The following is a 24,118-nucleotide window of genomic DNA, read 5'->3' on the forward strand; positions in this document are numbered from 1 at the left end:
AACGCCCATGACCGTGACACTGGCCGGCCGCACCATTACCGGCGCCGCACAGCTCTCGCCACGCTGCCAGCAGGTGCTGCGCTTCATCGACGGCGGGCCCGAATGGCTGGCGTGGGCGCTTGCGCCGGCCGGCCGGCGCTATGCGTTTGCCGATGAAACGCTGCTGCTGGAGGCCGTCCAGAGCGGCCTGCACGCATCGCCGCTCACCCTGTTGTCCAGGCTGATGACACGGGTCAGCCCGGTCAAGCTGATGACCCTGGCGCCGAACGATCTGGACCTGCTGGCGCGCTACGAGGCCGGTGAGCACGACGACGTGCTCGACGCGCAGATCCACCGCATCCGCACCGACCACTATCTGGCCGACCTGGCCTACCTGTTCACCGGCACGCTGGGTCTGCGTGAGTTCGAGTTGGAAGCATCACCCCTGTTCCAGTGCATGGATTTCGGCGAGTCGCTGGCCGTGGCCGAGACGATCATGGCCTGCCCGACGCTGGGCATTCCGCTGGACGTGATCAAGGAGGCCGGCGCCTTCGCCGCGGCGCAGGCACGCACACCGGTGGAGTTCTGCGACTACCTGCGCCTGTATGCACGCTGCGCAGCGTCGGCGTCGACGCCGGAAGGGCGCGCGCAGGCGGCCACGGCAACGATGCAGGCGCTGCTGCCGGCGCTGCTGGGTGCGCTGGACTGCCCGCAGGTGGACGGCCTGCCCTCGCCGGCCGAGGTGGCGGCGAGCCTGGCGACGTGGCTGCAGGAGCGCGCGGTGGGCTTCGACCGCATCTCCCTGGCCGTGCAGCAGGTCGCCGCGAACACGCCCGGCGACCTCACCGATCCCCAGGTGGCCGCAGCGGCGGCAGCGGCGTATCTGGATCGTGCACGGGCCTTCCTGACCGCGCATCGCCCCACCCAGGGCCGCCTGGCACAGGACGGGCGCCGCTGCACGTTCCGGATCGACGCCGATGGTGTGCGCGCCGTGCTCCAGGTCGATCACGGCGTGGTGTCGCTGCAGTTCTTCGGTCCCGTGCCTGCCGTGGGCGTCGCGCCCGAAGCAACGCCGGCATGAGTGCCGGCGCGCCCCCCGCACACGCGGAACTGATGGCCAGCGCAACGGCGGCCGCGCAGGAGGCCGTGCAACAGGGTCGGCGCGCTGCGCTGGATAGCGCCGGCCGCGCGCTGGCCGATGCCGAACAGGCGCTGCGCGATGCGCTGGGCACCTTGCACGCCGCCGCGCCGGCCTCGCCGGCCCGTCCCTTTCGCCCCGCATCCCGTCCCCAAGGAGAACCGAACATGGTCGACGACACCCCTACCCCGGCGCCGGGTGCGCCAGACACGCCTGCGCCGCCGAGCGGCCCCGCACTGATGCAGGACACCCTGCAGATGGCCCAGGCCCTGGTGGACAAGGCAATGGCCGAGAGCGACGCCGCCGTGCAGCGGGCGATGCAGGGTCTGCCCGGCGCGACGGATGCAATGGCGCAGGCGATGGATGCCGCCACCCGCGCGATGCAGCAGGCCGACAGCGCCGCCGACGCCGCAATGGAGGCCGCCGTCCGCGAGGCCGACCAGGCGATGGGCGCGGCGTCGGACGATCCGGCGTCCTGAGCACAGCACCACCGCCCGATGGGCCGCACCGCCACCTGGAATCAACGCCATGATCAAGATCCCGTACAAGGCGCCCGAGCAGACGCCGCAGGACCAGCGCAAGGCCAGCGAACTGACCGGGCGCATGAAACAACTGGTGGCGACACTGTCCACAGCCGGCCGGGCGCCATCGGGCAAGTATGTGCTGCTCGGGGCCACCGACCGCAAGCGGCTCAAAGCCGACGGCTATCCGGCGCTGCTGGTGGACAACGTGGCCTTCTATACCGAACGTCTGCGCCTGCTGCGCGACGATGGTGCCGGCTTCGTCGAGCGCGACGAGGTGATGGTGGGCTTCACCTCGGCGGCCTTCGATCCGGACCTGTACGGCAGCCCGGCGATCAAGCAGGCGATCGTGGCCAGCCACGTGGGGCGCTGCGCATTCTGCGAAACGCTGATACAGCACACCGCGTATGGCGACGTCGAGCACTTCCGCCCGAAAGCCGCGTACACCAACTCACCCTCGCCGGCGATGATGCGTCCTGGCTACTGCCTGCTCGCCTACGATCCCAGCAACCTGATGTACAGCTGCACGCTGTGCAACAGCGCCTACAAGAAGAACGAGTTCCCGATCCTCGGCAAGCGGTCTCCACCGGCAACCATCGAGAACGAACGGCCGATATTGATCAACCCCTACACCGAGGATCCGCGCGACTTCATCCGCTTCAACCCGATGAACGGGCGCGCCTTTCCGTTCGACGTGGTCAAGGCCTTCTACAGCGCCACGCGCGGCTGGGGTCCGCCGCAGATCGAGCAGGAGCTGTGGGCCGATCCGACGCTGATCCCCGCGCAGACCAATGCGCAGGGGCAGTCGATCAGCCGCCCGCAGGTAGCCAAGGCCTTCGATGACTGGATGCTGACCTCGCGCGACCCGCAGCTGCAGCGCGGCATCCGCACCATCGGCATCATCGGCCTGAACCGCGCGCCGCTGGTCCGTGCGCGCGTGGACCACCTGCGCCAGCTGCGCGGGCTGTTCTGGACCGCACGCGGCACCGGTGTCGATGCGACCACCGCCCAGCAGCTGCTGAACACCCTGATGGCAGCCGCGCCAGGCTCGACGGTCCTCACGCCCCAGTATGTCTCGGCGACGATAGACGCGCTGCGCACGTGGAGCACGGTCGGTGCCGATGCCAACCCGTGGATCGAGGGCTACGACAGTGCGCTGCAGGCCTTCGTGGCTGCCCCGCCGGCGCCCGCCCCCACCCCCTTCAGCGACGCGCTCTGCTTTCTGGTGCACGAGAGCGAAATCCGCATGGCCGGTCGTCGCCGCATCGTGTACGTCTCCAGCAGCGACAAGACCTATGGCAACCCGCTGCCCGGTGGCTACTTCACCCTCTCGATCGACTGGGTGGAGGACATCGACAACACCGTCTACCGGATCAAGGGCGGCAAAGTGGTTGAGGAGATGAAGCTGCTCGATCTACTGACGCGGGTCAACGGCAATCCGGCGGCATACGCGATGTTCCGCAGTTCGGAGCTATGGATCACCGGCGACTATCCCCCTCTCACCGACTAGCCATACCAGGAATCCGACATGGATACGCTGATCTTGTTCGCTGCAACGCCGCCCCGCGCGGGTGGACCGCCGCCGCTGCGGGTCCAGGTACCGGAGCGCCTTCGTGCGCAGCTGTACAAGGCCGACCTGGAAGCGGTCGCGCTGGGGCTCGCTGCCTACGCCGCCCGGCATCCGCGCGTTGCCGATGCCCTAGCCGACGCCGCGTTGCTGGGATCCCTGGCGCTGCTGCTGGATGGCTATGTCACCGGCAGCGTCGTCGCCGATCTGAACGCCTTTGCCGCCAACAGCGCGCCCGGCCAGCCGATCACCGAGGATGCGACCTACCCGCGCTACATCTCCGCCTGCCTGCAGCACGCGGTCGATCCCTACGTGGCCAGCGCGGACTGGCCGCAGATCCTCGCCCCGGTCGGCGCACCGCCGTGGGAAGGCGTGCAGGCGTTCAACCGTCGCTACCCGATGACGCGGCGGATGGTGGAGACAACGGCCGCCAACTTCCAGCGCAACATCCTCCAATGCTGCGACCGCGTGCTGGAGGACTGGCCGGACCTGGAGGCCTTCTTCTTCGGTGGTACCGGGATGCAGGCGCTGACCGAGATCGGGGCCACGGGCAGCGACTTCCACAAGGGGGGCGGCCAGGTGCTGCTGCTGACGTTCCGTGATGCCGCTGCGCTCTCCCATCGGCTGGTCTACAAGCCCTCGGACGTCGAGCGCGACTTCCGCATTGTCGGCGACACCCACGCGCTGACGGCGGCGCTGAACGCCAACCAATTGCGTGCGGTGATCTGGAAGGGCGTCACCCAGACCAACCTGCTCAACAATGCCGCCGGCAGCCTCGCCGAAATGCTGACCGCGCAGGCGGCGGGCCAGTTCGCCTGTGTGGCCTCCACCTACCGCATCCTGCCTGTCTGGCCCGGCACGTCGCTGGTGGCGGTCAATGGCCAGCTGCCTGTCAGGCAGTCGTACGGCTACACCGAGTTCCTCTCCAGTGCGCAGGGTGACAACCGGTTCACGTCCGGCGCGCAGCGCGACACGTTCTACCGCTCGTTCGGGGGTCTGCTGGCGCTGTGCTGGCTGCTGCAGGTCACCGACATGCACCAGGAGAACCTGATCGTGCATGCGCACATGCCGTACCTGATCGATCTGGAGATGGCGCCGTCCGGCATCCAGGCCCTGCCCGGGGATACGAGCCTGTCCGGGGCATACCGTTCATTCGAGGTGCCGGTGCAACGTCGCCACATCACCTACTGGGGCACATCGAGGCTCGAGTACGAGCCGATGACGGACACCAAGGCGACGCAGAATGCCCTCTACGACACGACGGGCGTGTTGACCCAGCCCTCGCCGACCGACAAGAACGCGCTGCTGACCACGTTCCAGAATGCCGTGGGCCTGATCATCGCCAACCAGCCGGGATACAACGCATGGCTGCAGGCTGCCCAGCGGGTGGTCACGCGGATTCTGCTCACCGGTACCGATGAGCTGATGACCCAGTTGCGGCGGTACAACAGCTTCAACGAACCGGATCATGCGGCCCACTCCCCCGCCGAGATTGTCCTGGATTGTCAGCGTGCCGGCAGGATATCGATGCAGCGCTGGGCCACGGAGTTCTACACCACCGCCAACCCGCCGGCAGGGGCGCTCACCCGCGCGCAGTTGAACCTCGCCTACACCACTGTCCGACCGTCCTTTGCCATCTGGTTGGACCCCCAGACCGCCGCCGACTTCATCGCCGGCGACATCCCGACCAGCTACCAGCAGATGATCAGCGCCGACGCCATGAGTTCGATCGGCAAGGTGGTGACCGTGGACTACGGCGCGGCCGTCCAGGCGGCGATCCCCGTGAACCAGCAGACCCTGTCCAACCTGCTCGTCACGCTGTGGGGAACGCCTGCGCCGCTGCTGCCAGCCACCTACTTCACGGAGCCGGTGGTGCAGATGCAGCAGGCGTATCTGACCGCCATGCAGCAGAACAATGGCAATTTCGCCACCACCCGGATCAACGCCGCGGTTGCCGAGGTCTCCCGCTGGTAGGACGGTGCGTCACAGTACGCCTCGGCCCTGCCCACCGCGCCGGTACGCACGGGGGCAGGCGCCGACCTGGCGGCGGAAGCTGCGCTCGAAGTGGCTGAGGTCGCCAAAGCCCACACGCTGTGCGATCTCGGTGATGCGCAGGCGGGGCTGCTCGCACAGCAGCCGCTTGGCCTGCTCGATGCGCAGGCATTGCAGGAGCGGTTTGAACGAGGTGCCCAGCTCGGTGCGCAACAGGTAGCCGAGGTGCGACGGGCTGACGTGCACCTCGCGGGCAAGCAGCCCCAACGACAGCGGCTCGGCATGGTGTTCGCCGAGGAACAGCACGGCACGCCGCACGGCATCGTGCAGCGGGTACAACGCCGCCGCATCGCCCTGCAGTGCGATGCCGGCCCAATGGGCGGCCGGGCGCCCCGGGCGTTGCGTCACGAAACCGGCGACGGCATCTGCAGGGGGTGCAGGCAGCTCATTGCCGCGCAGTGGCTCCCCCTCGCCCAGCGCGGCCCGGCGAACCACCACCCGTTCCAGCTCGAAGAGGTTCTCCGGCCAGGTGTGCCTGCGCAGCGTGGCGAGCAGTTCGTCGGTGACGAGCGCCGCCGGATCGAAGCCATGCCGGGCGAGCAGCAGGTGCACCAGGCCATCCAGTTCGCCCAGCCGCTCGCGCAGGGGCGGCACATCGGCCACCAGAAAGTTCAGTTCGGCCAACAGGGTCTGGGAGAACCCTCCCTCCCGCACGCGCTGCGACAGGTCGCTGCTGCACGAGGCGATAACCCGGCACCGCCTGCCGGCAGGTCCCTGCAGGCGCTGGCTCTGCAGGCAATGGATGCGGTGCGGCAACTGCACCTGCACGGCCAGCGGCAGCGCGTCGACACCGTTGAGGAACAGGCTGCCGTCCTGTGCCTGTTCGAACCACTGCGCCGGCACACCGGACGGATCGGCGCACTGGATCTCCACGAAAGGCGCATCGTGGCAGGGCCCGGCCGCATGGATCGCCGCCGCCAGCTCGGCAGTGTCGGTACCGAATTCACCGTGCAGGATCACCGGCAGGCGGCTGCAGGCGGCCTTCTCCACGAAGGCATCAAGACGGTTGCGCGCCGCGCAGACGCCGACCAGCAGCAACGGTCGCGACAACCGGGACGCGGCCCACGCCTGCAGCTCATGGCGTTTGACTAGCAGCGCGCATCGATGGGCGAACAGCACGCAGAAGCGCAGGACCTCGGGGCCAGGCGCCGCGCCCGTCCAACCCAGCCGCAACTCGCCCAGCGGGACACCGGCATAGGCGATCGGGAAGCAGCGCTGCACGGTCGCGCCCGCCCGCAGGCGAGGCGACGGGGCACGCAGATGCACCGGCTGCGCGGCAGCAACAATCATGATTGCCTCCACCGCCCGCACGTGCAGCGCCAGCTCGCCGAGCAATGCCCGCATCTGCTCCTCGAGCGGCAGTCCGGCGCGATACGCGCGATGCACGGCCGCGGTGACCTCGTCCTCCATGTCGTCTCCTCCAGGCCGCAGGCGGCGTCGCAACCGAAGATGTACGCGAGCGGCAGACAGGGCGTACGACCGTGCGTTGCAACCTGCGGCTGGCCCTGCGACGCCATGTCGCAGGCGTGCACGACGGGCACTTGACCAATGTCAACGCGGTCCGCGTGGCGCTGCCGTATTCCTATGCAGGACACGACGTCACCGCGCCGGCCAACCGCCACGCGGCCCCATCGACACCCCAACAGGAATCCCGTCATGCACTACCGCCCCGACGCCGCCCAGCTGCTGCAGGCCCTCGACAACGTCATGGTGATTTCCACCACCGACCTGCAGGGCACCATCACCTATGCCAACGACCTGTTCTGCACGCTCACCGGCTTCACGCGCGAGGAGCTGATCGGGCAGCCGCACAGCATGGTCCGCCATCCCGACGTGCCCAAGGCCGTCTACAAGGACATGTGGGACACCATCAAGGCCGGCCGCACCTGGGCCGGCATCGTGCCGAACCTGGGCAAGGGCGGCGTGCTCTACGTGGTCGATACCACCGTGCAGCCGCTGTTCGATGCGGCCGGCAACATCACGGCCTACATCAGCATCCGCCGGGTGGTGAACGACCTCATGGCCGACTTCGAGGCCGTGGAGTTCAGCAAGGAGAAGTTCGACGACGCCTACGCCGCCGCATGAGCGCGATGGCGCCCGTCCAGCGCGTGCTGCTCGGCTATGGCTCCGAGTCGGGCACGGCGCATGCCCTCGCCCGGCGTCTGCAGACCCATCCGGCTCTGCATGGCCACGCGCCGCAGGTGCTGGCGCTCAATGACATCGACGTGGCGCAGCTTGGCCACGGCGATGTGCTGCTGGCGGTCGCCAGTTCGTTCGGCGACGGCGAGCCGCCGGCCAATGGTGAGCGCTTCTTCGAGGCGCTGCGCCATGCCTCGGGACTGCACGGCCTGCGCTATGCCGTGTTCGGGCTGGGCGACACCGGCTATCCGCGCTTCTGCGGTTTCACCAAGGCGCTCGACGCACTGCTCGCCGACCGCAGTGCCACCCCGCTGCTGCAGCGGGTCGATGCGGATGCCTGCTATCCCGCGTTCTTCGACCGGTGGGCACCGGCACTCGGCGATGCGCTGGCCGGCAATGGCACGGCGGCGCGGGATCTATGCCTGCAGGTCACGGCCTATGGCCAGGACAACGCGTTCAATGCCCCGATCGTGGCGCGCGAACGCCTCAACCAGAGCGATCCCGCCGCGTGGCACATCACGCTGGACCTGGCCGGCAGCGGTATCGCCTACCAGGCGGGCGACACGCTGCATGTGATCCCCGACAACGATCCCGTGCTGTTGCAGGCGCTGGCGGACTGGTACGGGGAACCCGAGGCGGCACGCCAACTGGCGGACCGCGAACTGCGGCTGCCCGGGCGCGCAGTCCTGCGCGAGATCGCCCGGCTGGGCGGCAGCGAGCCGCTCAAGCACCTGCTCAAGAGCAGCCAGCGCGCTGCCCTGGACGCCTACCTGCACGGCCACGACGTGCTGGACATCCTGGAGGACCACGCCCGTCCGGACACGCTCCCACTGCAGCGGCTGGTCGCGCTGCTGTCGCCGTGCCTGCCCCGTGCGTACTCGATCGCCTCGGCCGGTGGCCAGGCGCAGGTCGCGCTGTGCGTGCGCGAGGTGCGCTACACCCGGCGCGGACGCGAACGGCGTGGCGCCGCCACGGGAACACTGCTGCAGGGGGCCGGCACGGCACGGGTGTACTGCCGGGCCAATCCCGGCTTCCGCCTTCCCGGCGATCTGGCCTGCCCGGTGCTGCTGGTCGGTACCGGAACCGGCATCGCCCCGTTGATGGGCCTGATCCAGGAGATGGCTGCGGCTGACCAGCAGCGCGAGGTCTGGCTGGTGTTTGGCGAGAAGCACCGTGCGCACGACTTCCTGTATCGCGGGCAGTTGCTTGCGTGGCAGCAGAACGGGCGGCTGTCGCGGTTGTTGACCGCGTTCTCGCGCGACGGGCAGGCCAAGTACTACGTGCAGGATGCGCTCGGCGACCACGCCGCGCAGGTTCGCGCCCTGCTCGACCGCGGTGCCCACCTGTATCTGTGTGGCAACCGCCGGCATCTCGACACGGCGGTACGGGGCGCCATCGACGGGCTGGTGCCGGGCGCCGGGCCGCAGCAGGGATGGGAGGCGCTGGCAGCGCAGGGGCGACTGCACTGCGAACTGTACTGATCGCGCCGGATGGCCTGCCTTCAGCCGGCGTCGGCAGCAGCCACCAGCGCCGCCAGGCGCTCTGGCTGCAGCAGCAGGACCTCGCGCTGCTGGATCGCAATCAGGCCGTCGTCCTGCAGGCGCCGCAGCACGCGCGTGGTGGTTTCCGGCGCCATGCGCAGGTAGTTGGCGATATCGGTGCGCGCCATCATCAACGTGAAGCGCGTGGCCGAGAAGCCGCGCCGCGCGTAGCGCGCTGACAGGTCCAACAGGAAGGCGGCCAAGCGGGCATCGGTGCGTTGGTTGGCAGCGAGCAGTGCCGCTTTGCCGATCTCCGCACTCAGCAGGCTGAACAACCGCGCCTGCAGCCCCGGCATGCGGGTGGCCAGCAGGCTCATGCGCGGGAACGAGAACCGGCACAGGTACACGGTATCCAGCGCAACCGCATCGCAGGGATAACGGCCGTCGTGGATGGCGTTCAGCCCGATCACCTCGCCCGGCAGGCTGAAGCCCAGCACCTGTTCGTGGCCCTGGCTGTCGCTGACGGTGGTCTTGACCATGCCGGCACGGACCGCGGCAATGGCGTCGAAAGGCTCCCCGGCACGGAATACCGTGTCGCCGGCGTGGAACGGGCCGACGTGGTCCACCAGCACATGCAGCTCCGAGAGCGCGCTCTTGTCGTAGCCCTGCGACGCACAGGCATCGGAGAAGGCACAGGTGCTGCAGAACCGCAGGGCGTCGCCATCGTCGGCGGCGGCGGGGTTCGGGGGAGTCGGTGAAGACGGTGAAGACGACATGGCCAGAAGCGCGGCGACCGGGGGCACGGGAAAATCGAGGGCCGATGATACGCGATGCGCGGCAGGCCCCTGCGGCACAAGGCCGCACCCCGCCGCCCGGCCTGAACGCAGGGAACCGGCGCCCCCCGCCGATCGCGTGTAAAATTCGTGGTTTTTACGCGGAACCATGGCCAATACGCCGCACCGGACGCCTGTAGCGGGCCCGGCCTTCATCCGCCTGCTGTCCGGGCTCATGGACGGCGGGATCGCGCTGTCCAGCCCCGACCTGTCCGACCGCCTGAGCCAATGGGTGGACTGGACCCGGGCGGTGGCGTTGTCGCGCGCGCTCGATGGCCGCCTGCCCCCTGCTCCCGAGACCGGCCCGGCATTCAACGCCACCGAAGACGCGGACTGCGCGCGCGCCCGCGCCACGCTGGCGGCCTCGCTGCAGCAGGATGCCGAGCTGGAGCGTGCCGTGGCCGACGGTGCGGATTTCGCGGCGTTCGGCCAGCGCTACCAGGCCCAGCAGCGGGCGATGATGGCGGCGACGGGTCGCCTGCGCGGCCGGCTGCGCGACATGCTTGCCGCCGTATCGCCCGCGATGGCGCGGCTGGCCGAGATCGATGCGGTCATGGAACAGACCCTCAGCCCGCGCGAGAACGCGCTGCTGGCCGGCATCCCGACCCTGCTCGGCGCGCATTTCCAGCGTCTGCAGGACGCGGCCCAGCCGCCTGCGGACGCCACACCGGCGTCCACCCCACCCCACGTACCCGCCTGGCGCACCGCGTTCCGCATCGATATGCAGAACGTCGCGATGGCCGAGCTGGACGTTCGTTTCCAACCGATCGAAGGCCTGCTTGCAGCGCTTCGGCCCCGATAACTGGGACCCCATGTTCAAGAACAGCCTCTACGTTGTTGTCTTCCTCCTCGGTCTGATGGCGGTCTGCTGGATCGGCGCCGGTTATGTCGGCTCCAATCCGGTCGGCGCGGCGGTCGCCCTGTTGATCGGCGCGTGTTATCTCGCCGGCGGTGTGGAGTTGTATCGCTACCGGCAAGGCACGCGGGCGCTGGCGTCCGCCGTAGGTGACGTGTCATCCGCCAGCGACGGCCTTGCCGGCTGGCTGCAGCGCGTGCCGCCGGCGCTGCGCCATGCGGTCCGGCTGCGGGTGGAAGGCGAGCGCGTCGCGCTGCCTGCCCCCACACTCACCCCGTACCTGGTGGGTCTGCTGGTGCTGCTCGGCATGCTCGGCACGCTGCTGGGCATGATGGCGACCCTGCGCGGTACCGGCCTGGCGCTGGCCCATGCCACCGACCTGCAGGCGATCCGCGGGTCGCTGGGGGCACCGGTGGAAGGCCTGGCCGTTGCGTTCGGTACGTCCATTGCCGGTGTGGCGACGTCGGCCATGCTCGGCCTGCTCTCGGCCCTCTGCCGCCGCGAGCGGCTGCTGGCCGTGCAGGACCTGGATGGCCAGATCGCGACCACGCTGCATGTGCATTCGCAGGCGCACCAGCGCAGCAAGACCCTGCGCCTGCTGCAGGAGCAGGCGGGCGTACTGCCCACGCTGGTCGAGCGCCTGCAGGCAATGACGCACGCCATCGAGCAGAGCAGTACGGCGGCCAGCCAGCGGCTGCTCGCCAGCCAGGACGCCTTCCATGCCCGCATGGACGCTGACCATGCCCGCTTCGCCGAGGCGGTACAGGCAACGCTGCAGTCCGGCGTCACCGACAGCGCCCGCGCCATCGGCGGGGTGTTGCAGCCGCTGCTGGAAGGGACGCTCACCGGCATCGTGCGCGAGAACACCACGCTGCAGGGTGTGGTGGGCGACGCGGTGCAACGGCAGCTGGACAGCCTCAGCGCTGGTTTCGAGGCCAGCCGCACCGCTGCAGCGGACCAGTGGACCCATGCGCTGGGCGCGCAGCGCGAGGCCCAGGTGGCGCTGGCCGACGACCTGCGCAGTGCACTCGGCGGCTTCGCCGAGCACCACGATGCGCGGATCGGCACGCTGGTGGAGTCGGTGTCCGCCCGCCTGCAGGACACGGTGCAGCAGTGGGAACGCGGCGTGACCGCGCAGCAGCAGGCGCAGCAGGCGCTTGCCAGCGCACAGCAGGACGCCGACGCGGCCCTGGCCAGCGCCCTGCGTGCCGACCTCGCCGCGGCAGCCGCGCGCGATGACGCCCGCACGGTGGCGCTGCTCGATGCGGTGTCGGCGCGCCTGCAGGCCTCGGCAGACACGTGGCAGGCCGGGCTGGACGCGCAGTCGCAGAGCCAGACCGCCCTGACCACCCAGCTTGGCACCGCGCTGGCCCAGTTCGGCGAACGCCACGATCAACGCGCAGCCGGCCTGATCGACACGCTCGCGCAGCGTTTGGATGCGGGTGCTGCCAGCACGGCCGCTGCCTGGCAGGCGGCGCTGGCACGCCAGGACGGGGTCAACGCGGCACTGGTGGAACGCAACCAGCAGGCGCTGGCCGCCGCTGCGGACGCACTGGAGGCGCGCAGCGTGTCGCTGATCGACGCGATGCAGCAGTCGCACACCGGCCTGCAGGCGGCACTGGAGTCGCGCGACGCGCAGCGCCTGTCCACCTGGGCGGCGGCTTTCGAGACGCTGTCGGCCACGCTGGGCGAGCGCTGGGAGCGCACGGGCGATCACGTCGCGCAGCGCCAGCAGGCGATCTGCGACACCCTGGCTGCCACCGCCGCAACCATCACCGCGCAGGCGCAGGCACACGCCAGCGACACCATCAGCGAGATTTCGCGCCTGGTCCAGGCCGCGTCGGAAGCCCCGAAGGCCGCAGCGGAGGTCGTGGCGGAACTGCGTCAGAAGCTTTCCGACAGCATGGTCCGCGACACCGCCATGCTCGAAGAGCGCGGTCACCTGCTGGCCACGCTGGAAACGCTGCTGGACGCGGTCAACCATGCGTCCACCGAACAACGTGGCGCGGTCGATGCTCTGGTCAGCACTTCCGCCGAGCTGATGGAACGCGTGGGCAGTCGTTTCACCGACCACATCGCTGCCGAGACCGGCAAGCTCGACGCGGTGGCTGCGCAGGTCACGGGCAGTGCCGTGGACGTGGCCAGCCTGGCCGACGCGTTCGGTGCGGCGATGCACACCTTCGGCAGTTCCAGCCAGGGTCTGGGCGAACGCCTGGAGCAGATCGCCGGCGCGCTGGAGACCACGCTGTCGCGCAGCGACGACCAGTTGGCCTACTACGTGGCGCAGGCGCGTGAAGTGATCGATCTCAGCGTGCTCTCGCAGAAGCAGATCATCGAGGAGCTGCAGGCCCTCGCCGGCCGTGGTGCCGCTGCGGAAGCGGAATCCGCATGAGCGGGGAGATCGAGTCCGACGGCGAGTCCGGCGCGCCGATCTGGGCCGCCTTCGGCGACCTGATGTCGGTGCTGCTCGGTGCGTTCGTGCTGATCCTGGTCGGCGTGGTGGTGCTGCAGGTGGAAACATCCGACCGGCTGGACCAGGAAGTCAAACAGCGCCAGGCCGAGGCCCAGCGTCGCCAGACCCTGGAGCAGGCACTGGCCGTGCCGCTGGCGGCCGGCCGCGTCACGCTCGTGGATGGCCGCATCGGCATCCGCGGCAGCGTGTTGTTCGCGCTGAACTCTGACCAGCTGCAGCCGGAAGGCCGCGAACTGCTGCAGAGCCTGGCTGGCCCGCTGGCCGGCTACCTCGCCTCGCGCGAGGAGATTCTGATGGTCAGCGGCTTCACCGACGACCGCCAAGTACGCGAAGGCAACCGCCAGTTCGCCGACAACTGGGCGCTGTCGGCCGAACGTGCGTTGACCGTGACCCGCGCGTTGATTGCCGAGGGCGTGCCGGCCAATGCGGTGTTCGCGGCGGCCTTCGGTGCCGAGCAGCCGGTCGGCTCCAATGCCGACGAAGAAGGCCGCGCACGCAATCGCCGGGTGGAGATCGCCCCGATGCCCCGCCCCTCGGCACCGCGCGATGCGCACTGAGCGGATCGAGCCACGTGCACAGCTGGCCGCGTGGCTGGCGCAGCCCGCACCCGGCCACACGCTGTGGCGGCTGCACGCGATGCAGTCGCTGGCAGAACGTGCGCAGGACCATGACGGTACGGCACGCACGCAGCTGGAACAGACGCTGGCAGCCCACGTTGCCGCCTATGCAGCCGCGCTGCCCTCAGCGTCGCCAACCGCCCCTGCCGCCGGCGCGCGGCCGGGTCACGCCGCCCTGCACGACCTGCGCGTCTCGCTGCGGGCGCAGGCCGAGCGCGCACCGGACGACAGCAGCGGGGCCCGCGATCCCTCTTCGCCGACGGCCGCGTTCCCGGCGATGCCGGCCGTGGCCGAGTTCCAGGCAGTGTGGAGTGCCGTGCGCACGCGCAGCCAGGTCCGGCAGTCGCTGGCGCAGGGGCCGGGCGACGGCGGCCCGCTGAACTCGGCCGTGCTCGTGCACCGCGCCATGACCCGCATGGGCGAGCTGGCCCCCGGCTATCTGCGCCACTTCATGGCCTACGTCGATGCGCTGGCCTGGATGGAACACCTGCAGCAGGGCGGCCTGCTGGGCAGCAGGGATGCGCCCAAGCCCTCCCCCGGCAAGCCGCGCAAACCTCGTACGCGCAAGCCGGGGTGATCGTGCACTGGACCCAACCGTAGCAGACCCGGGCAGTGAATCATGGGCGATAATCAGTAGCCACTCGCTACCTCTCACGCTGGAGGGTCCACAGGATGATCTTCTTCTCCCGTCACGCTTGCGACGTCACTCAATGCTGCAGGGGTGTTTCTTGAACCGCGCGAACTTCAGTCGCGCCACGCGTCTTGAGCTACGGGACCGCACGGGTGGGCACTGTGCACGGCCCGAATGCCGGCGTCCGACCTTGCTCCCACGACCGCTCGGTGGCGTGATGGATATTGGCCACGCGGCGCATGCCGTAGCTGCGGCCAGCGGTGGACCGCGATCTGATCCTCAACTGACGCGCGATCAGGTCAGCGCCTATGACAACGGCGTGTGGCTTTGCCCGACCTGTGCGACGCTCGTCGACAAACTGCCTGATGACTACCCCGTGCGCCTGCTGCTCCAGTGGCAACGAGACGCGGAGGCCCGTTGTCAGTTCGAAGCACAGTACGGTGAACAATTCGACGTGCGCGTCGATCCCGGCACAGTGACGCGCAAGACGCGTGCATTCCTGCAGCGCGTCATGGAGCTGCGCTTGCCCGGAGGACCAGTGCCCTATCCTGCCTTCCTGGATGCATCACTCATCCACCGCATTGAGAGGCTGATCCGTGATTGTCATGCAATGACATTCGACCACTCTCTGCATGCGCAGCTGGAGGTCGCCCATGCCATACAGGTTGAACTTCTGGGGTGGCTCTCGGAGCTGCTGAAACTACTGCGCGATCCGAATCTGTTCTGGCAGACCAACGATGGCAACCTTCACCGCCGTGGCTGGTACAGCCAACAACGAACCCCGTGGGGCGGAGATGTGACGACGGACCGCCTGAACGTCTGCGTTCTCCGCGTCCACGAGCTTGCTCAAGACCTCGAGGGTTTCGCCTCGGGAGGGCGCATGCGCGGCGTGTGGTGAACCCCAGGATCGACCGCATATCACGGCGACTTTGATCATCATGCGCAATGGGCATGACGCGGATGCGCGGGAGCGCGGCCGGGGTTCCTAGAATGCGGAACGCCCCCGGGCGCCCTTTCCCTGCCGTGGACATCCTCGATGCGTCCTGCTTTGTTGCTCGGTCTGATCGGCCTGGCGAGCCTGCTGCCTGCCTGCACCCCGTCCGTTCCTCCCGCCGCGCCTGCGTCGGCCGCGACTGCCCCGGCGGCGACCGCCATCGACTGGCGCCACGGCGACGTGGACGATGCCTTTGCCGAAGCGCGCGAGAGCGGCAAGCCGGTGCTGCTGTACTGGGGCGCGGTGTGGTGCCCGCCGTGCAACCGGCTCAAGGCCACGCTGTTCAAGGATCGCGACTTCATCGCGCTTACCACCCAGTTCATCCCGGTCTACCTGGACGGCGATGAGGCCGGTGCGCAGGCCTGGGGTGAGCAGTTCGGCGTGCGCGGCTACCCGACGCTGATCGTGCTCGATCCACAACGTCGCGAGATCACCCGGCTTGCCGGTGGCAACGACAGCGCCGAGCTGACCCGCGCCCTGCGCCTGGCCTCCACCCGTCGCACGGCGGTGGCCGAGGTGCTGCAGACGGCACTGACCACGCCGGATCGGCTGCAGCCCGACGACTGGCGGGTGCTGGGCGACTATGGCTGGGAAGTGGATGCCAACCGCCTGGCCGGCGAGCGTGCGCCGGCCACAGTCCTCGCCCAGCTCGCGGCAGCGGCGCCCGAGCCGGTCCTGCAGCGCCGCTTCACCCTCCTCGCCCTTGCCACGGGCACGCCCGGAAAGGATGCCGCCCCAGCCAGCGCCGTCGAGCGCACACGCATCTCCTCGCTGCTGGACGCGGTGCTGGCCGCACCGTCGGAGGTGCGCGCCAACCGCGACCTGCTCGGCTACCAGGGCCCGGCGTTGATCCAGCGCGCCAGCGCCACCCCGGACGAGGCGGTCCGTGCCGGCGCGCGACTGCTCGCTGCGCTGGACGCCGCCGATGCGGCCCAGGGCGATCCGGCCGACGCGCGCCTGTCGGCCGCGATCACCGAACTGGCGTTGTACCGCCAGCAGCATCCGGACACGCCGGTCCCCGACGCCCTGCAGCAGAAGGCGCGGCAGCGCGTGGCCGCGGCGGACAAAGCGGCCACCACCGAGCACGAACGCCAGGCCACCATCAGCACCGCGGCCTACCTGCTGCGCCAGGCGGGCGATGACGCAGGGGCGGAAAAGGTGCTGCTCGCCGAACTCGACCGCAGCGGCAGCGCCTACTACTACATGCCCGAACTGGCCGAGCTGGCCGAAGCGCGCGGTGATCGCCAGGCGGCACTGGGCTGGCTGCGCAAGGCCTATGACGCCGCGCAGGGTCCGGCCACCCGGGTGCAGTGGGGCGTGCTGTATGTCGAGGGCCTGTTGCGGCTGACGCCGGCAGACACAGCCACCATCGAACAGGCGACCGCCGCAGTGATCGCCGACCTGGACACCCAGCCGGCCGGGTATCACCAGCGCACCCGCCAGCGTTTCGAACGCCTCGGCGCGTCGTTGCAGGCGTGGAGCAAGGCGCATCAGGGCGGCGCCACGCTGCAGCGGCTGCAGGCGCGGATGCAGGGCGCCTGTGCGCAGGCAGCGCCCTCGGGCGAGTCCAGCAGCGCCTGCGAGCGCTGGCTGCAGGGGTGAGCGCTTACCCGCGCAGGGTCGCCCCGCCGTCGACGTACAGGTCGCTCATCGCGATGTGGCCGGCCTGGTCGGAGAGCAGGAACATCACCGCCTGGGCGATGTCGTCCGGCGTGGCCAGCTTGCGCAGCGGAATGCCGGCCTTGTACGCACCGGGATTGCCGTCGATCACCGCCTGCGCGCCGCTGTCGTCGGCCCACATGCCGGTCTGCATCGGCGTGAGCGTGGAGCCCGGCGCAACGATGTTGCAGCGGATGCCGAGCGGCGCCAGTTCCAGGCCCAGGCAGCGGGTGAACATGGTGGCGGCGGCCTTCGACGCTGCGTAGGCGGCCATGCCGTGGCGCGGCACGCCTGCCGCGTTCGAACTGACTGTCACGATGGCGCCGCGTCCGCGCGGCCCCATCACCCGTGCCAACGCACGACCGAGGTGAAACACGCCGTCGGTATTGACCGCGAACACACGCCGCCACTGCGCGTCATCGGTATCGGCGACGGTCCCCACCTGCAGCACGCCGGCGACGTTGACGCCGAAGCCGATCGGCCCGAGGGTGGTTTCGGCCCACGCCACCAGCGCCTCGACGGCGTCGGCGTCGGCGACATCCAGCACCCGCGCATGCAGGCGGTCGCCCGCTGCGGGCAGCAGGGCCGCATCGCGGTCGGTGGCGACCACGGTGCAGCCGCTGTCGTGCAGCAGCTTCACCAGTGCCGCGCCGATGCCGCCTGCGGCGCCGGTAACCACGGCGATGGTGCCGTCAAATCCTGTCAGGTGCATTCGGGTGTGTCCTGTGGGGTGTCCCCCTGCTGCAGGCGGGCCGACAGCGCCGGCGACAACTGCGCCACCGCATCGCGGCCGGTTAGTTCGGCATGCAGAAAGGGCAGTTCGAGGGTCTCGACGATGGCGGCGTGTGGTGTCCACAGGCCGGACTGCAGGTGCGGGCGATGCGCGTGGTCCAGCCCTGCGCGGACGTGCAGCAGCGTACCGTCGTAGCGGGCGTGATGATGGGCGCGGATCAGCTGGTTGGTGCCGGTCACGGCGCGCACCACCCCGTCGAGCACCGTGCCGGGCAGGTTGCCGAGCGCGCTGTCGCCACGGCGCAGGAACGCCAGAATGCGCGCGCGGCTGTCCAGCTCGGGATGCGCGTCCGGGTCATGGCCGGCGATGGCCAGCAGCGCACGCAGCGCTGCCACCGGATCGGGCTCGGGCTCCGCGCGCCAGCATTCGCTGGGGTAGGCGTCGAGCAGCGCCAGCACCCCGACCGCCCTGCCCTGCGCCTGCAGTGCAACCGCCATCGCCTGGGCAAGAATGCCGCCCACCGACCAGCCCAGCAGATGCACAGGGCCCTCGGGAGCCTGCGCCTGGACCTGCGCCACGTACGACGCGGCCAACGCCTCGATGCTGGCCGGCAGCGGCTGCGCCGGATCCAGTGCGGGCGACTGCAGGCCGAACACATCCCGCGCCGGGTCCAGCGAGCGCGCCAGCGCACGGTAGTTCCAGGCGATGCCGCCGGCAGGATGAACCACAAACAGCGGTGCGCGGCCAGCCGTGCCGGTGGCCAACCGGATCATCGGTGCCAGGCCGTGGTCGGCGGCCTGTGGCGGCGCGTCGATCCGTGCCGCCAGCCCGGCCACGGTCGGCGTGGCGAACACCGCGCCAAGACCCAGCTCGCAACGCCAGCGCGCCTGGATGGCCAGCAGCAGGTGCACCGCACTGAGCGAATCCCCGCCAAGGGCGAAGAAATCGGCATCGATGCCGATCGGCTCGTCGCGCCGCAGTACCTGCGCGAACAGCGCCACCAGTGCGTGCTCGGTCGGGGTGCGCGGTGGCAGCCCGCGACTGTCCGGGCCGGCCGGCGCCGGCAGTGCCGCACGGTCGAGCTTGCCATTGGCCGTCACCGGCCACTGCGCCATCTGCACGATCGCCGCAGGCAGCATGTAGTCCGGCAGCAGGCTCGCCACGTGCGTACGCAACGCGGTGGCGTCCAGGTCCACCCCGCCCACGTAGGCCACCAGGCGCCGCTCGCCCGGCCGGTCTTCGCGCAGCAGGACGTCGGCGCGTTCGACGCCCGGTGCGCTGCACAGCGCGGCCTGGATTTCACCCAGTTCGATGCGCAGCCCGCGCAGCTTGATCTGGTTGTCGGTGCGGCCCAGGTACTCGACCGCGCCGTCCTCGCGCCAGCGCGCCAGGTCGCCCGTGCGGTAGATGCGCTCGCCGGGCAGGAAGGGGTCGGCCAGGAAGCGCTCGGCCGTGAGATCGTCGCGGCCAAGATAGCCGCGCGCGAGCTGCACGCCGCCCAGATACAGCTCGCCGGCCACGCCTGCAGGCAGCGGCCGCAGGCGCGCATCAAGCACGTACAGGCGGGTGTTCCATACCGGGAAACCGATCGGCACCGGGCGTGCGGTATCGGTCGGCGCGGCGGGCCACCAACTCACATCCACCGCTGCTTCGGTGGGGCCGTACAGATTGTGCAGCTCCGCATCGAGCGTCGCGTGGAAACGGTCGCGCAGCTCGGCGTCGAGCGCCTCGCCACTGGTGAACACCCGGCGCAGGGCCACGCCCTGTACCGCCGGGGTGGCCAGCCAGGCTGCAAGCATCGACGGCACGAAATGCAGCGTGGTGATCGCGTGGGTCCGCACAAGGTCGGCCAGCCGCACCGGATCGCGGTGCGCGTCGGGCGGCGCCACCACCAGCGTCGCACCGCACAGCACGGGCAGGAAGAATTCCCAGACCGACACGTCGAAGGTGGCCGGGGTCTTCTGCAGGATGCGGTCGTCCGCGCCGAAGCCGTAGTGCTCGCGCATCCACAGCAGGCGATTGACGATGGCACGGTGCTCGATCACCACGCCCTTGGGCTCGCCGGTGGAGCCGGAGGTATAGATCACGTAGGCCGCATCTGCCGGTCCGGCCAGCGGCGCCAGGGCGGCGCCTGGCTCCCGCGCCCATTGCGCGGGCGCAACCACTGCCGCGCCGTCGAGGCGACCGGCTGCCTCAGGCGCGGCCAGCACGCAGATCGGCGCGGCCGAGCGCAGGATGCGCGCGAGACGCTCCGGCGGGTGGTCCAGGTCCAGTGGCAGGTACGCGGCGCCCGCCCGCACTACCGCCACCAGCGCCACCACCAGATCCACCGACCGTGGCAAGGCGATCGCCACGTAGGTACCGGGGCCGGCACCGAGGGCGCGCAACTGCAGCGCCAGTGCCCGGCTGCGCTGCTCCAGCGCGGCATGGCTGAGCGAGGTGGCACCGAACACGACGGCTGGCGCCGCGGGCTGCATCGCCATGCCTGCCTCAAGCAGCGCGGCCAGGGTGGTGTCGGGCAGCGGATGCGCGGTGGCATTGGTGTCAACCACGGCCCAATGCGCTTCCTCCGGCGTGGTCAGCGCAATGTCGTCCAGCGCGCCGCCTACCGCCAGGACGTCCAGCGCGCTCGACACGAAATGCAGCAGGCGGGTGGCATGGGCCTCCCCCTGCCCCCGGCTGTACAGCGCCGGATTGGCCTCGATTTCCAGCGTCAGCAGGGAACTGCCGTCGCCGCGGAAACCCAGGGTCAGGTCATCCACGGGCCCGGTGCCCAGCACCTGCAGCCGGGTCTGGAGCCCGGCCAGCGGCAGCGGCCGGTAGAACGGCTGCAGGTTCACCAGCGGGCCGTACAGACGATGCTGCGCACCGACCCGCCCGAGGTCGCGGCGCAGCTGTTCACCGCGATAGCGGCCGTGTCGCCGTGCGCGGGTGAGATCGCGCGCGATGCCGGTGATGAAGGTCGCCACGCTATCGGCGCCGCCGCCAACCCGCAGCGGCAGCACGTTCATCACCATCGCCGGCACGCGCGCGGAGGCGCTGCCAAGACGCCCCATGAACGGGACGCCGACCACGGCCTCTTCCACGCCGGCCATGCGCCGGCAGTACGCCGCCACCAGGGCGGTCAGCAGGTCCGGCCACGGCACGCCGGTCTGCACGGACGCCGTCTGCACCCGTGAGAACCAGGCCGGTTCAACCGCGCGCTCGACGCGCAACGCGTCGGCCGCCGCCGCGGCACTGCGTCCGCCCAGGCCCTCGGCCGGCGGCGCTGCCTGCAGATACTGGTGCCAGTAGGCCGCGTCATCGCGACGGCGCTGGCTGTCGCGGTAGCCGATATCCTCCTCGAGTACCGCGCGCAGCGGCGCCAGCGAGGTCGGTGCCGCGGCCGCGGCGGCTGGCGCAACGGCCTGCGCAGCGGCGTACAACGCAGCAACCCGTTCACAGAACAGCGCCATGCCGTAGCCGTCGGTGGCGAGGTGGTGAACGCGCAGGTACCACGCGTGGCGCGTCGGGCCCAGCCGATACAGCCGCTGCACCGCCAGCCGGTCCCGTCGGGGGTCCACCGCGCGCAGGCGGTCGTCGTCCATGCCCTCGCGCGCGGCCTGTTCGGGATCGGCGTGCGTCGACACGTCCACGCGCTCCAGGCGCGGGCGCTGTGCCGTATCCGCCCACTGCTCCGGCATGCCACTGTCCGCCTCGGCGATGCGCAGCGCGAGCGCATCCGTCTCGGCAACGGCGGTGGCGACGGCTGCAGTAAAGGCAGCCTCGTCCAGCGCACCGTCGATCCACACCACGTGGGCGGTGTTGAACGCTGACGGCGCGGCGGCCAGCGCCTGGGCGTACCACAGCCCGGTCTGCGCTTCGGTCAGCGCGTGCCGCAACGGTGCGTGCGGGGCATTCATGCCGTCGCAGAACCCTGCAGGCGCTGCACCACGGCCCACCACGCGCGCAGCGTGGTGTGTTCGGCGAGGTGGCTGAACTCCAGCGCGATGCCGGTGTTGCTCCATGCCAGGACCAAGCCAAGCACGCGCATCGAATCCAGCCCGAGGTCGATCAGGTGATCGTCGTCGCCCACAGCGTCGGGCGCCTCATGCAGCATGCCGGCGATATCCGCGCGCATGCGTTCCAGCGTCAGCGGCGAAGGCGCGCTCATGCGAGCACCTCCAGCACCTGCGCCGTGGTCATCGGCACGCCACAGGTGCGCGCGATCCAGCGCATCGCCATGTCGTGGTCCTCGCGCGAGAAATCGGCCACCGCGTCGGCGGCGATAAAGGCCTCGATATCGTGCTGGAAGGCCTCCAGCACGGTGGCGGTGCAGCCGATATGCGCGTAGACCCCGGTGACCAGCAGCTGGTCACGGCCCCGCGCACGCATCAGCGTCTGCAGGTTGCTACGCTGGAAGGCGCTGTAGCGGTGTTTGACCAGCACGTGGTCCGCGGCGGTCGGCGCGACCGCGTCGAGGATGGTCTCGTGCGCGGCGGTGGCGGACATGCCCGGCCCCCACAGATCGGCCTGCAGGCCCCGGTCGCGTCGATCCTGCTGCCCGCGCTGGGCGGTGTAGAACACCGGAATGCCGCGTGCGCGGCACTGCGCCAACAGACGCGCGATATTGGCTACCGCGGGTGCCAGTGGCGACGCGTCCGGCGCGAATGCCGCCAGGAAGTACTGCTGCATGTCGTGCACCAGCAGCGCCAGGCGCGCGGGGTCCGGCCGCCAGGGGCCGCGTGCGGCCGGCAGTTCGTCGGCCTGCGGCAAGGGATATGCGTGAATCGTCGGCAGCGCCATCAGGGCGATACTCCATCGGGTTGCAGGAAGCGCGCGCGCAACTGGGCGCGCAGTTCGCGGCGGCTGATCTTGCCCACCGCAGTGGTGTCGAATGCGTCCACGAACACGATCTGGTCCGGCACCTTGAACGCCGCCAGGCCGCGCCCGCGCACCCAGGCTTTGAGTGCCGGGCCCGTCAGTGGCGCACCGCGTGCGATCACGAAGGCACAACTGCGCTCGCCGAGATGTGCGTCAGGGAGCGACACCACGGCTGCGTCGAAGACACCGGCGTGGGCAAGCAGGTGATCCTCGATCTCTTCGGCCGACACCTTCTCACCGGCGCGGTTGATGTGGTCGCTGGCCCTGCCCTGCACCACCAGGTAGCCCCCCTCCAGCCGCTGCACGCGATCACCGGTGCGGTAGAAGCCATCCTCGGTGAAGCTGCGTGCGTTGGCGACCGGATCGTTGTGATACGCACGGATCGTGTACGGGCCGCGGGTCAGCAGATCGCCGGTTTCGCCGTCGGCAACCGGGCGGCCCTGCTCGTCCACCACCAGCACCTCGTCGTCAGGACTGATCGGCCGGCCCTGGGTGCCAAGCACGCGGTCGTCGGGATCGTGCAGGCGCGTGTAGTTGACCAGCCCTTCGGCCATGCCGAACACCTGCTGCAGTTGGCACCCGAGGCCGGCAACCACGCGCCGCGCGGCCTCCGGCACCAGCTTGGCGCCGCCCACCTGCACCACCTGCAGGCTGGACAGATCATGCGCGGTGGTCTGTGCCGCCTGCGCCCACAGCAGCGCCAGCGGCGGTACCAGGCCAACACAGGTGACCGCCTCGCGCGCGATCAGCGGGAATGCCGCGTCCGGTCCCGCGCCGGCGCTGAGCACCACGCGCGCACCCGCGTACAGCGCGCCGAAGAAACCGGGCGAACTCATCGGAAAATTGTGCGCCGCCGGCAGCGCGACCAGGTACACACTGTCCTGGTCGATGCCGCAGATGGCGTTGCTGGCGCGGAACGAATAGATGTAGTCGTCGTGGGTGCGCGGGATCAGCTTCGGCAGGCCGGTACTGCCGCCGGAGATCTGCAGGAATGCCACGGACTGCGGGTCGGGGTCGCCCGGCAACGGCGCCGGATCGCCGTGGAGACCATCCAGCGCGACGAAGCCGTCGGCCTCGCCGGCAATCACCACATGGCGTACCGAGGGCACCTGGGCCTGCACCTCGCGTGCGAGGGTGCGATGGTCAAAGCCATCGCGCACGGCCGCCGTGATGAAGCCGCTGGCCTCGGCCTTGCGGGCCAGATGCGCCACCTCGCCGATGCGGTGCGCCGGCAGCGCGTACACCGGCACCAGGCCGGCACGGAACAGCGCGCAGACCACACTGACGAACGCCGGCTCGTTGCCAAGCTGCACCAGCACGCGATCGCCAGGCTGCAGGCCCAGCCCGAGCAGCCCGGCGCCGATGCGTTCTGCCTCCTGCCACAGCTGCGCATAGGTCAGGCGGGTTTCGCCGCCAACCACGGCAATCCGGTCGGGATGCTGCCGGGCACGGTCGCGCAGGAAACCCGGGAATGTTTCACCGCGCCAGTAGCCGGCGGCCCGGTAGCGGGCCACCAGCGCCGGCGGCCAGGTCTGGCGCAGCGGCACGCGGGTGGGAAGGGATGCAGCGGTCATCGCAGGCT

The 24,118-nt window shown here is 70.1% G+C and carries 19 protein-coding genes; 12 read left to right on the forward strand and 7 right to left on the reverse strand.

The genetic code is table 11. The annotated features are described in order from the left end of the window. The first annotated feature begins 7 nt into the window (after positions 1 to 7). The 4 genes from ACLB90_RS00310 to ACLB90_RS00325 are packed head-to-tail and all read left to right on the forward strand — an operon-like array spanning position 8 to position 5,179. Positions 8 to 1,060, forward strand: a complete 1,053-nt coding sequence (locus tag ACLB90_RS00310; protein ID WP_411851084.1) for a hypothetical protein — start codon at positions 8 to 10, stop codon at positions 1,058 to 1,060. Further along, positions 1,057 to 1,596 (forward strand): hypothetical protein, encoded by a 540-nt coding sequence (locus ACLB90_RS00315; protein WP_411851085.1) that lies wholly within the window; start codon positions 1,057 to 1,059, stop codon positions 1,594 to 1,596. Before ACLB90_RS00310 ends, ACLB90_RS00315 begins: the two co-directional genes overlap by 4 nt. A 49-nt stretch (positions 1,597 to 1,645) precedes the next feature. Next, entirely contained in the window at positions 1,646 to 3,148 is a 1,503-nt protein-coding gene (locus ACLB90_RS00320; RefSeq protein WP_411851086.1) for a hypothetical protein, read from the forward strand. A gap of 18 nt (positions 3,149 to 3,166) precedes the next feature. Next, positions 3,167 to 5,179 carry a DUF4135 domain-containing protein gene (locus tag ACLB90_RS00325; RefSeq protein ID WP_411851087.1) on the forward strand — a complete coding sequence of 671 codons (2,013 nt, stop codon included), beginning with the start codon at positions 3,167 to 3,169 and terminating at the stop codon, positions 5,177 to 5,179. A gap of 9 nt (positions 5,180 to 5,188) precedes the next feature. Here the strand turns inward: ACLB90_RS00325 and ACLB90_RS00330 are convergent, their stop codons facing one another. Beyond that, positions 5,189 to 6,667 (reverse strand): helix-turn-helix domain-containing protein, encoded by a 1,479-nt coding sequence (locus ACLB90_RS00330; RefSeq protein ID WP_411851088.1) that lies wholly within the window; start codon positions 6,665 to 6,667, stop codon positions 5,189 to 5,191. 246 nt (positions 6,668 to 6,913) lie between these two features. On the opposite strand from ACLB90_RS00330, the gene ACLB90_RS00335 reads away from it, so the two are divergent. After that, complete coding sequence (locus ACLB90_RS00335) at positions 6,914 to 7,342, forward strand: PAS domain-containing protein (protein WP_411851089.1); 429 nt, start codon at positions 6,914 to 6,916, stop codon at positions 7,340 to 7,342. 5 nt (positions 7,343 to 7,347) lie between these two features. After that, positions 7,348 to 8,877 (forward strand): flavodoxin domain-containing protein, encoded by a 1,530-nt coding sequence (locus ACLB90_RS00340; protein WP_411851090.1) that lies wholly within the window; start codon positions 7,348 to 7,350, stop codon positions 8,875 to 8,877. A 20-nt stretch (positions 8,878 to 8,897) separates the two neighbouring features. Here ACLB90_RS00340 and ACLB90_RS00345 read toward each other — a convergent pair whose 3' ends face one another. Next, positions 8,898 to 9,653, reverse strand: a complete 756-nt coding sequence (locus ACLB90_RS00345; RefSeq protein ID WP_411851091.1) for a helix-turn-helix domain-containing protein — start codon at positions 9,651 to 9,653, stop codon at positions 8,898 to 8,900. A 166-nt stretch (positions 9,654 to 9,819) separates the two neighbouring features. On the opposite strand from ACLB90_RS00345, the gene ACLB90_RS00350 reads away from it, so the two are divergent. The 6 genes from ACLB90_RS00350 to ACLB90_RS00375 all read left to right on the forward strand — a co-directional run bounded on the left by ACLB90_RS00350 (position 9,820) and on the right by ACLB90_RS00375 (position 16,883). Next, the gene (locus tag ACLB90_RS00350) at positions 9,820 to 10,512 is read left to right on the forward strand and encodes a DUF3348 domain-containing protein (protein WP_411851092.1); all 693 of its coding nucleotides are present in this window, start codon (positions 9,820 to 9,822) and stop codon (positions 10,510 to 10,512) included. 10 nt (positions 10,513 to 10,522) lie between these two features. After that, positions 10,523 to 12,958 (forward strand): DUF802 domain-containing protein, encoded by a 2,436-nt coding sequence (locus ACLB90_RS00355; RefSeq protein WP_411851093.1) that lies wholly within the window; start codon positions 10,523 to 10,525, stop codon positions 12,956 to 12,958. Then, entirely contained in the window at positions 12,955 to 13,596 is a 642-nt protein-coding gene (locus tag ACLB90_RS00360; RefSeq protein ID WP_411851094.1) for an OmpA family protein, read from the forward strand. Before ACLB90_RS00355 ends, ACLB90_RS00360 begins: the two co-directional genes overlap by 4 nt. Next, entirely contained in the window at positions 13,586 to 14,233 is a 648-nt protein-coding gene (locus tag ACLB90_RS00365) for a DUF2894 domain-containing protein (RefSeq protein ID WP_411851095.1), read from the forward strand. The genes ACLB90_RS00360 and ACLB90_RS00365 overlap by 11 nt, the downstream gene beginning before the upstream one ends. Before the next feature lie 271 nt (positions 14,234 to 14,504). Further along, positions 14,505 to 15,185 carry a hypothetical protein gene (locus ACLB90_RS00370; RefSeq protein ID WP_411851096.1) on the forward strand — a complete coding sequence of 227 codons (681 nt, stop codon included), beginning with the start codon at positions 14,505 to 14,507 and terminating at the stop codon, positions 15,183 to 15,185. A 138-nt stretch (positions 15,186 to 15,323) separates the two neighbouring features. Continuing rightward, positions 15,324 to 16,883 carry a thioredoxin family protein gene (locus ACLB90_RS00375; RefSeq protein ID WP_411851097.1) on the forward strand — a complete coding sequence of 520 codons (1,560 nt, stop codon included), beginning with the start codon at positions 15,324 to 15,326 and terminating at the stop codon, positions 16,881 to 16,883. A 4-nt stretch (positions 16,884 to 16,887) separates the two neighbouring features. Here the strand turns inward: ACLB90_RS00375 and ACLB90_RS00380 are convergent, their stop codons facing one another. Genes ACLB90_RS00380 through ACLB90_RS00400 form a run of 5 tightly spaced genes read right to left on the reverse strand, consistent with a single transcriptional unit; the run spans position 16,888 to position 24,110 of the window. Further along, entirely contained in the window at positions 16,888 to 17,652 is a 765-nt protein-coding gene (locus ACLB90_RS00380; RefSeq protein ID WP_411851098.1) for a 2,3-dihydro-2,3-dihydroxybenzoate dehydrogenase, read from the reverse strand. Continuing rightward, positions 17,643 to 21,575 (reverse strand): amino acid adenylation domain-containing protein, encoded by a 3,933-nt coding sequence (locus ACLB90_RS00385; RefSeq protein ID WP_411851099.1) that lies wholly within the window; start codon positions 21,573 to 21,575, stop codon positions 17,643 to 17,645. Before ACLB90_RS00385 ends, ACLB90_RS00380 begins: the two co-directional genes overlap by 10 nt. After that, positions 21,572 to 21,826 (reverse strand): phosphopantetheine-binding protein, encoded by a 255-nt coding sequence (locus ACLB90_RS00390; protein ID WP_411851100.1) that lies wholly within the window; start codon positions 21,824 to 21,826, stop codon positions 21,572 to 21,574. Before ACLB90_RS00390 ends, ACLB90_RS00385 begins: the two co-directional genes overlap by 4 nt. Then, a complete protein-coding gene (locus ACLB90_RS00395) occupies positions 21,823 to 22,458 on the reverse strand; it encodes an isochorismatase family protein (protein WP_411851101.1) in 636 nt (211 codons plus the stop codon). Before ACLB90_RS00395 ends, ACLB90_RS00390 begins: the two co-directional genes overlap by 4 nt. Further along, entirely contained in the window at positions 22,458 to 24,110 is a 1,653-nt protein-coding gene (locus ACLB90_RS00400) for a (2,3-dihydroxybenzoyl)adenylate synthase (protein WP_411851102.1), read from the reverse strand. The genes ACLB90_RS00395 and ACLB90_RS00400 overlap by 1 nt, the downstream gene beginning before the upstream one ends. Positions 24,111 to 24,118 lie beyond the last annotated feature (8 nt).

Source organism: Stenotrophomonas sp. LGBM10, assembly GCF_046736075.1.
Taxonomy (GTDB): domain Bacteria; phylum Pseudomonadota; class Gammaproteobacteria; order Xanthomonadales; family Xanthomonadaceae; genus Stenotrophomonas.

What these genes read in the sequence shown, in the direction of transcription:
- ACLB90_RS00310 (WP_411851084.1), top strand. Translation starts at nt 8, where the DNA reads ATGACCGTGACACTGGCCGGCCGCACCATTACCGGCGCCGCACAGCTC.
- ACLB90_RS00315 (WP_411851085.1), top strand. Translation starts at nt 1,057, where the DNA reads ATGAGTGCCGGCGCGCCCCCCGCACACGCGGAACTGATGGCCAGCGCA.
- ACLB90_RS00320 (WP_411851086.1), top strand. Translation starts at nt 1,646, where the DNA reads ATGATCAAGATCCCGTACAAGGCGCCCGAGCAGACGCCGCAGGACCAG.
- ACLB90_RS00325 (WP_411851087.1), top strand. Translation starts at nt 3,167, where the DNA reads ATGGATACGCTGATCTTGTTCGCTGCAACGCCGCCCCGCGCGGGTGGA.
- ACLB90_RS00330 (WP_411851088.1), bottom strand. Translation starts at nt 6,667, where the DNA reads ATGGAGGACGAGGTCACCGCGGCCGTGCATCGCGCGTATCGCGCCGGA.
- ACLB90_RS00335 (WP_411851089.1), top strand. Translation starts at nt 6,914, where the DNA reads ATGCACTACCGCCCCGACGCCGCCCAGCTGCTGCAGGCCCTCGACAAC.
- ACLB90_RS00340 (WP_411851090.1), top strand. Translation starts at nt 7,348, where the DNA reads ATGGCGCCCGTCCAGCGCGTGCTGCTCGGCTATGGCTCCGAGTCGGGC.
- ACLB90_RS00345 (WP_411851091.1), bottom strand. Translation starts at nt 9,653, where the DNA reads ATGTCGTCTTCACCGTCTTCACCGACTCCCCCGAACCCCGCCGCCGCC.
- ACLB90_RS00350 (WP_411851092.1), top strand. Translation starts at nt 9,820, where the DNA reads ATGGCCAATACGCCGCACCGGACGCCTGTAGCGGGCCCGGCCTTCATC.
- ACLB90_RS00355 (WP_411851093.1), top strand. Translation starts at nt 10,523, where the DNA reads ATGTTCAAGAACAGCCTCTACGTTGTTGTCTTCCTCCTCGGTCTGATG.
- ACLB90_RS00360 (WP_411851094.1), top strand. Translation starts at nt 12,955, where the DNA reads ATGAGCGGGGAGATCGAGTCCGACGGCGAGTCCGGCGCGCCGATCTGG.
- ACLB90_RS00365 (WP_411851095.1), top strand. Translation starts at nt 13,586, where the DNA reads ATGCGCACTGAGCGGATCGAGCCACGTGCACAGCTGGCCGCGTGGCTG.
- ACLB90_RS00370 (WP_411851096.1), top strand. Translation starts at nt 14,505, where the DNA reads ATGGATATTGGCCACGCGGCGCATGCCGTAGCTGCGGCCAGCGGTGGA.
- ACLB90_RS00375 (WP_411851097.1), top strand. Translation starts at nt 15,324, where the DNA reads ATGCGTCCTGCTTTGTTGCTCGGTCTGATCGGCCTGGCGAGCCTGCTG.
- ACLB90_RS00380 (WP_411851098.1), bottom strand. Translation starts at nt 17,652, where the DNA reads ATGCACCTGACAGGATTTGACGGCACCATCGCCGTGGTTACCGGCGCC.
- ACLB90_RS00385 (WP_411851099.1), bottom strand. Translation starts at nt 21,575, where the DNA reads ATGAATGCCCCGCACGCACCGTTGCGGCACGCGCTGACCGAAGCGCAG.
- ACLB90_RS00390 (WP_411851100.1), bottom strand. Translation starts at nt 21,826, where the DNA reads ATGAGCGCGCCTTCGCCGCTGACGCTGGAACGCATGCGCGCGGATATC.
- ACLB90_RS00395 (WP_411851101.1), bottom strand. Translation starts at nt 22,458, where the DNA reads ATGGCGCTGCCGACGATTCACGCATATCCCTTGCCGCAGGCCGACGAA.
- ACLB90_RS00400 (WP_411851102.1), bottom strand. Translation starts at nt 24,110, where the DNA reads ATGACCGCTGCATCCCTTCCCACCCGCGTGCCGCTGCGCCAGACCTGG.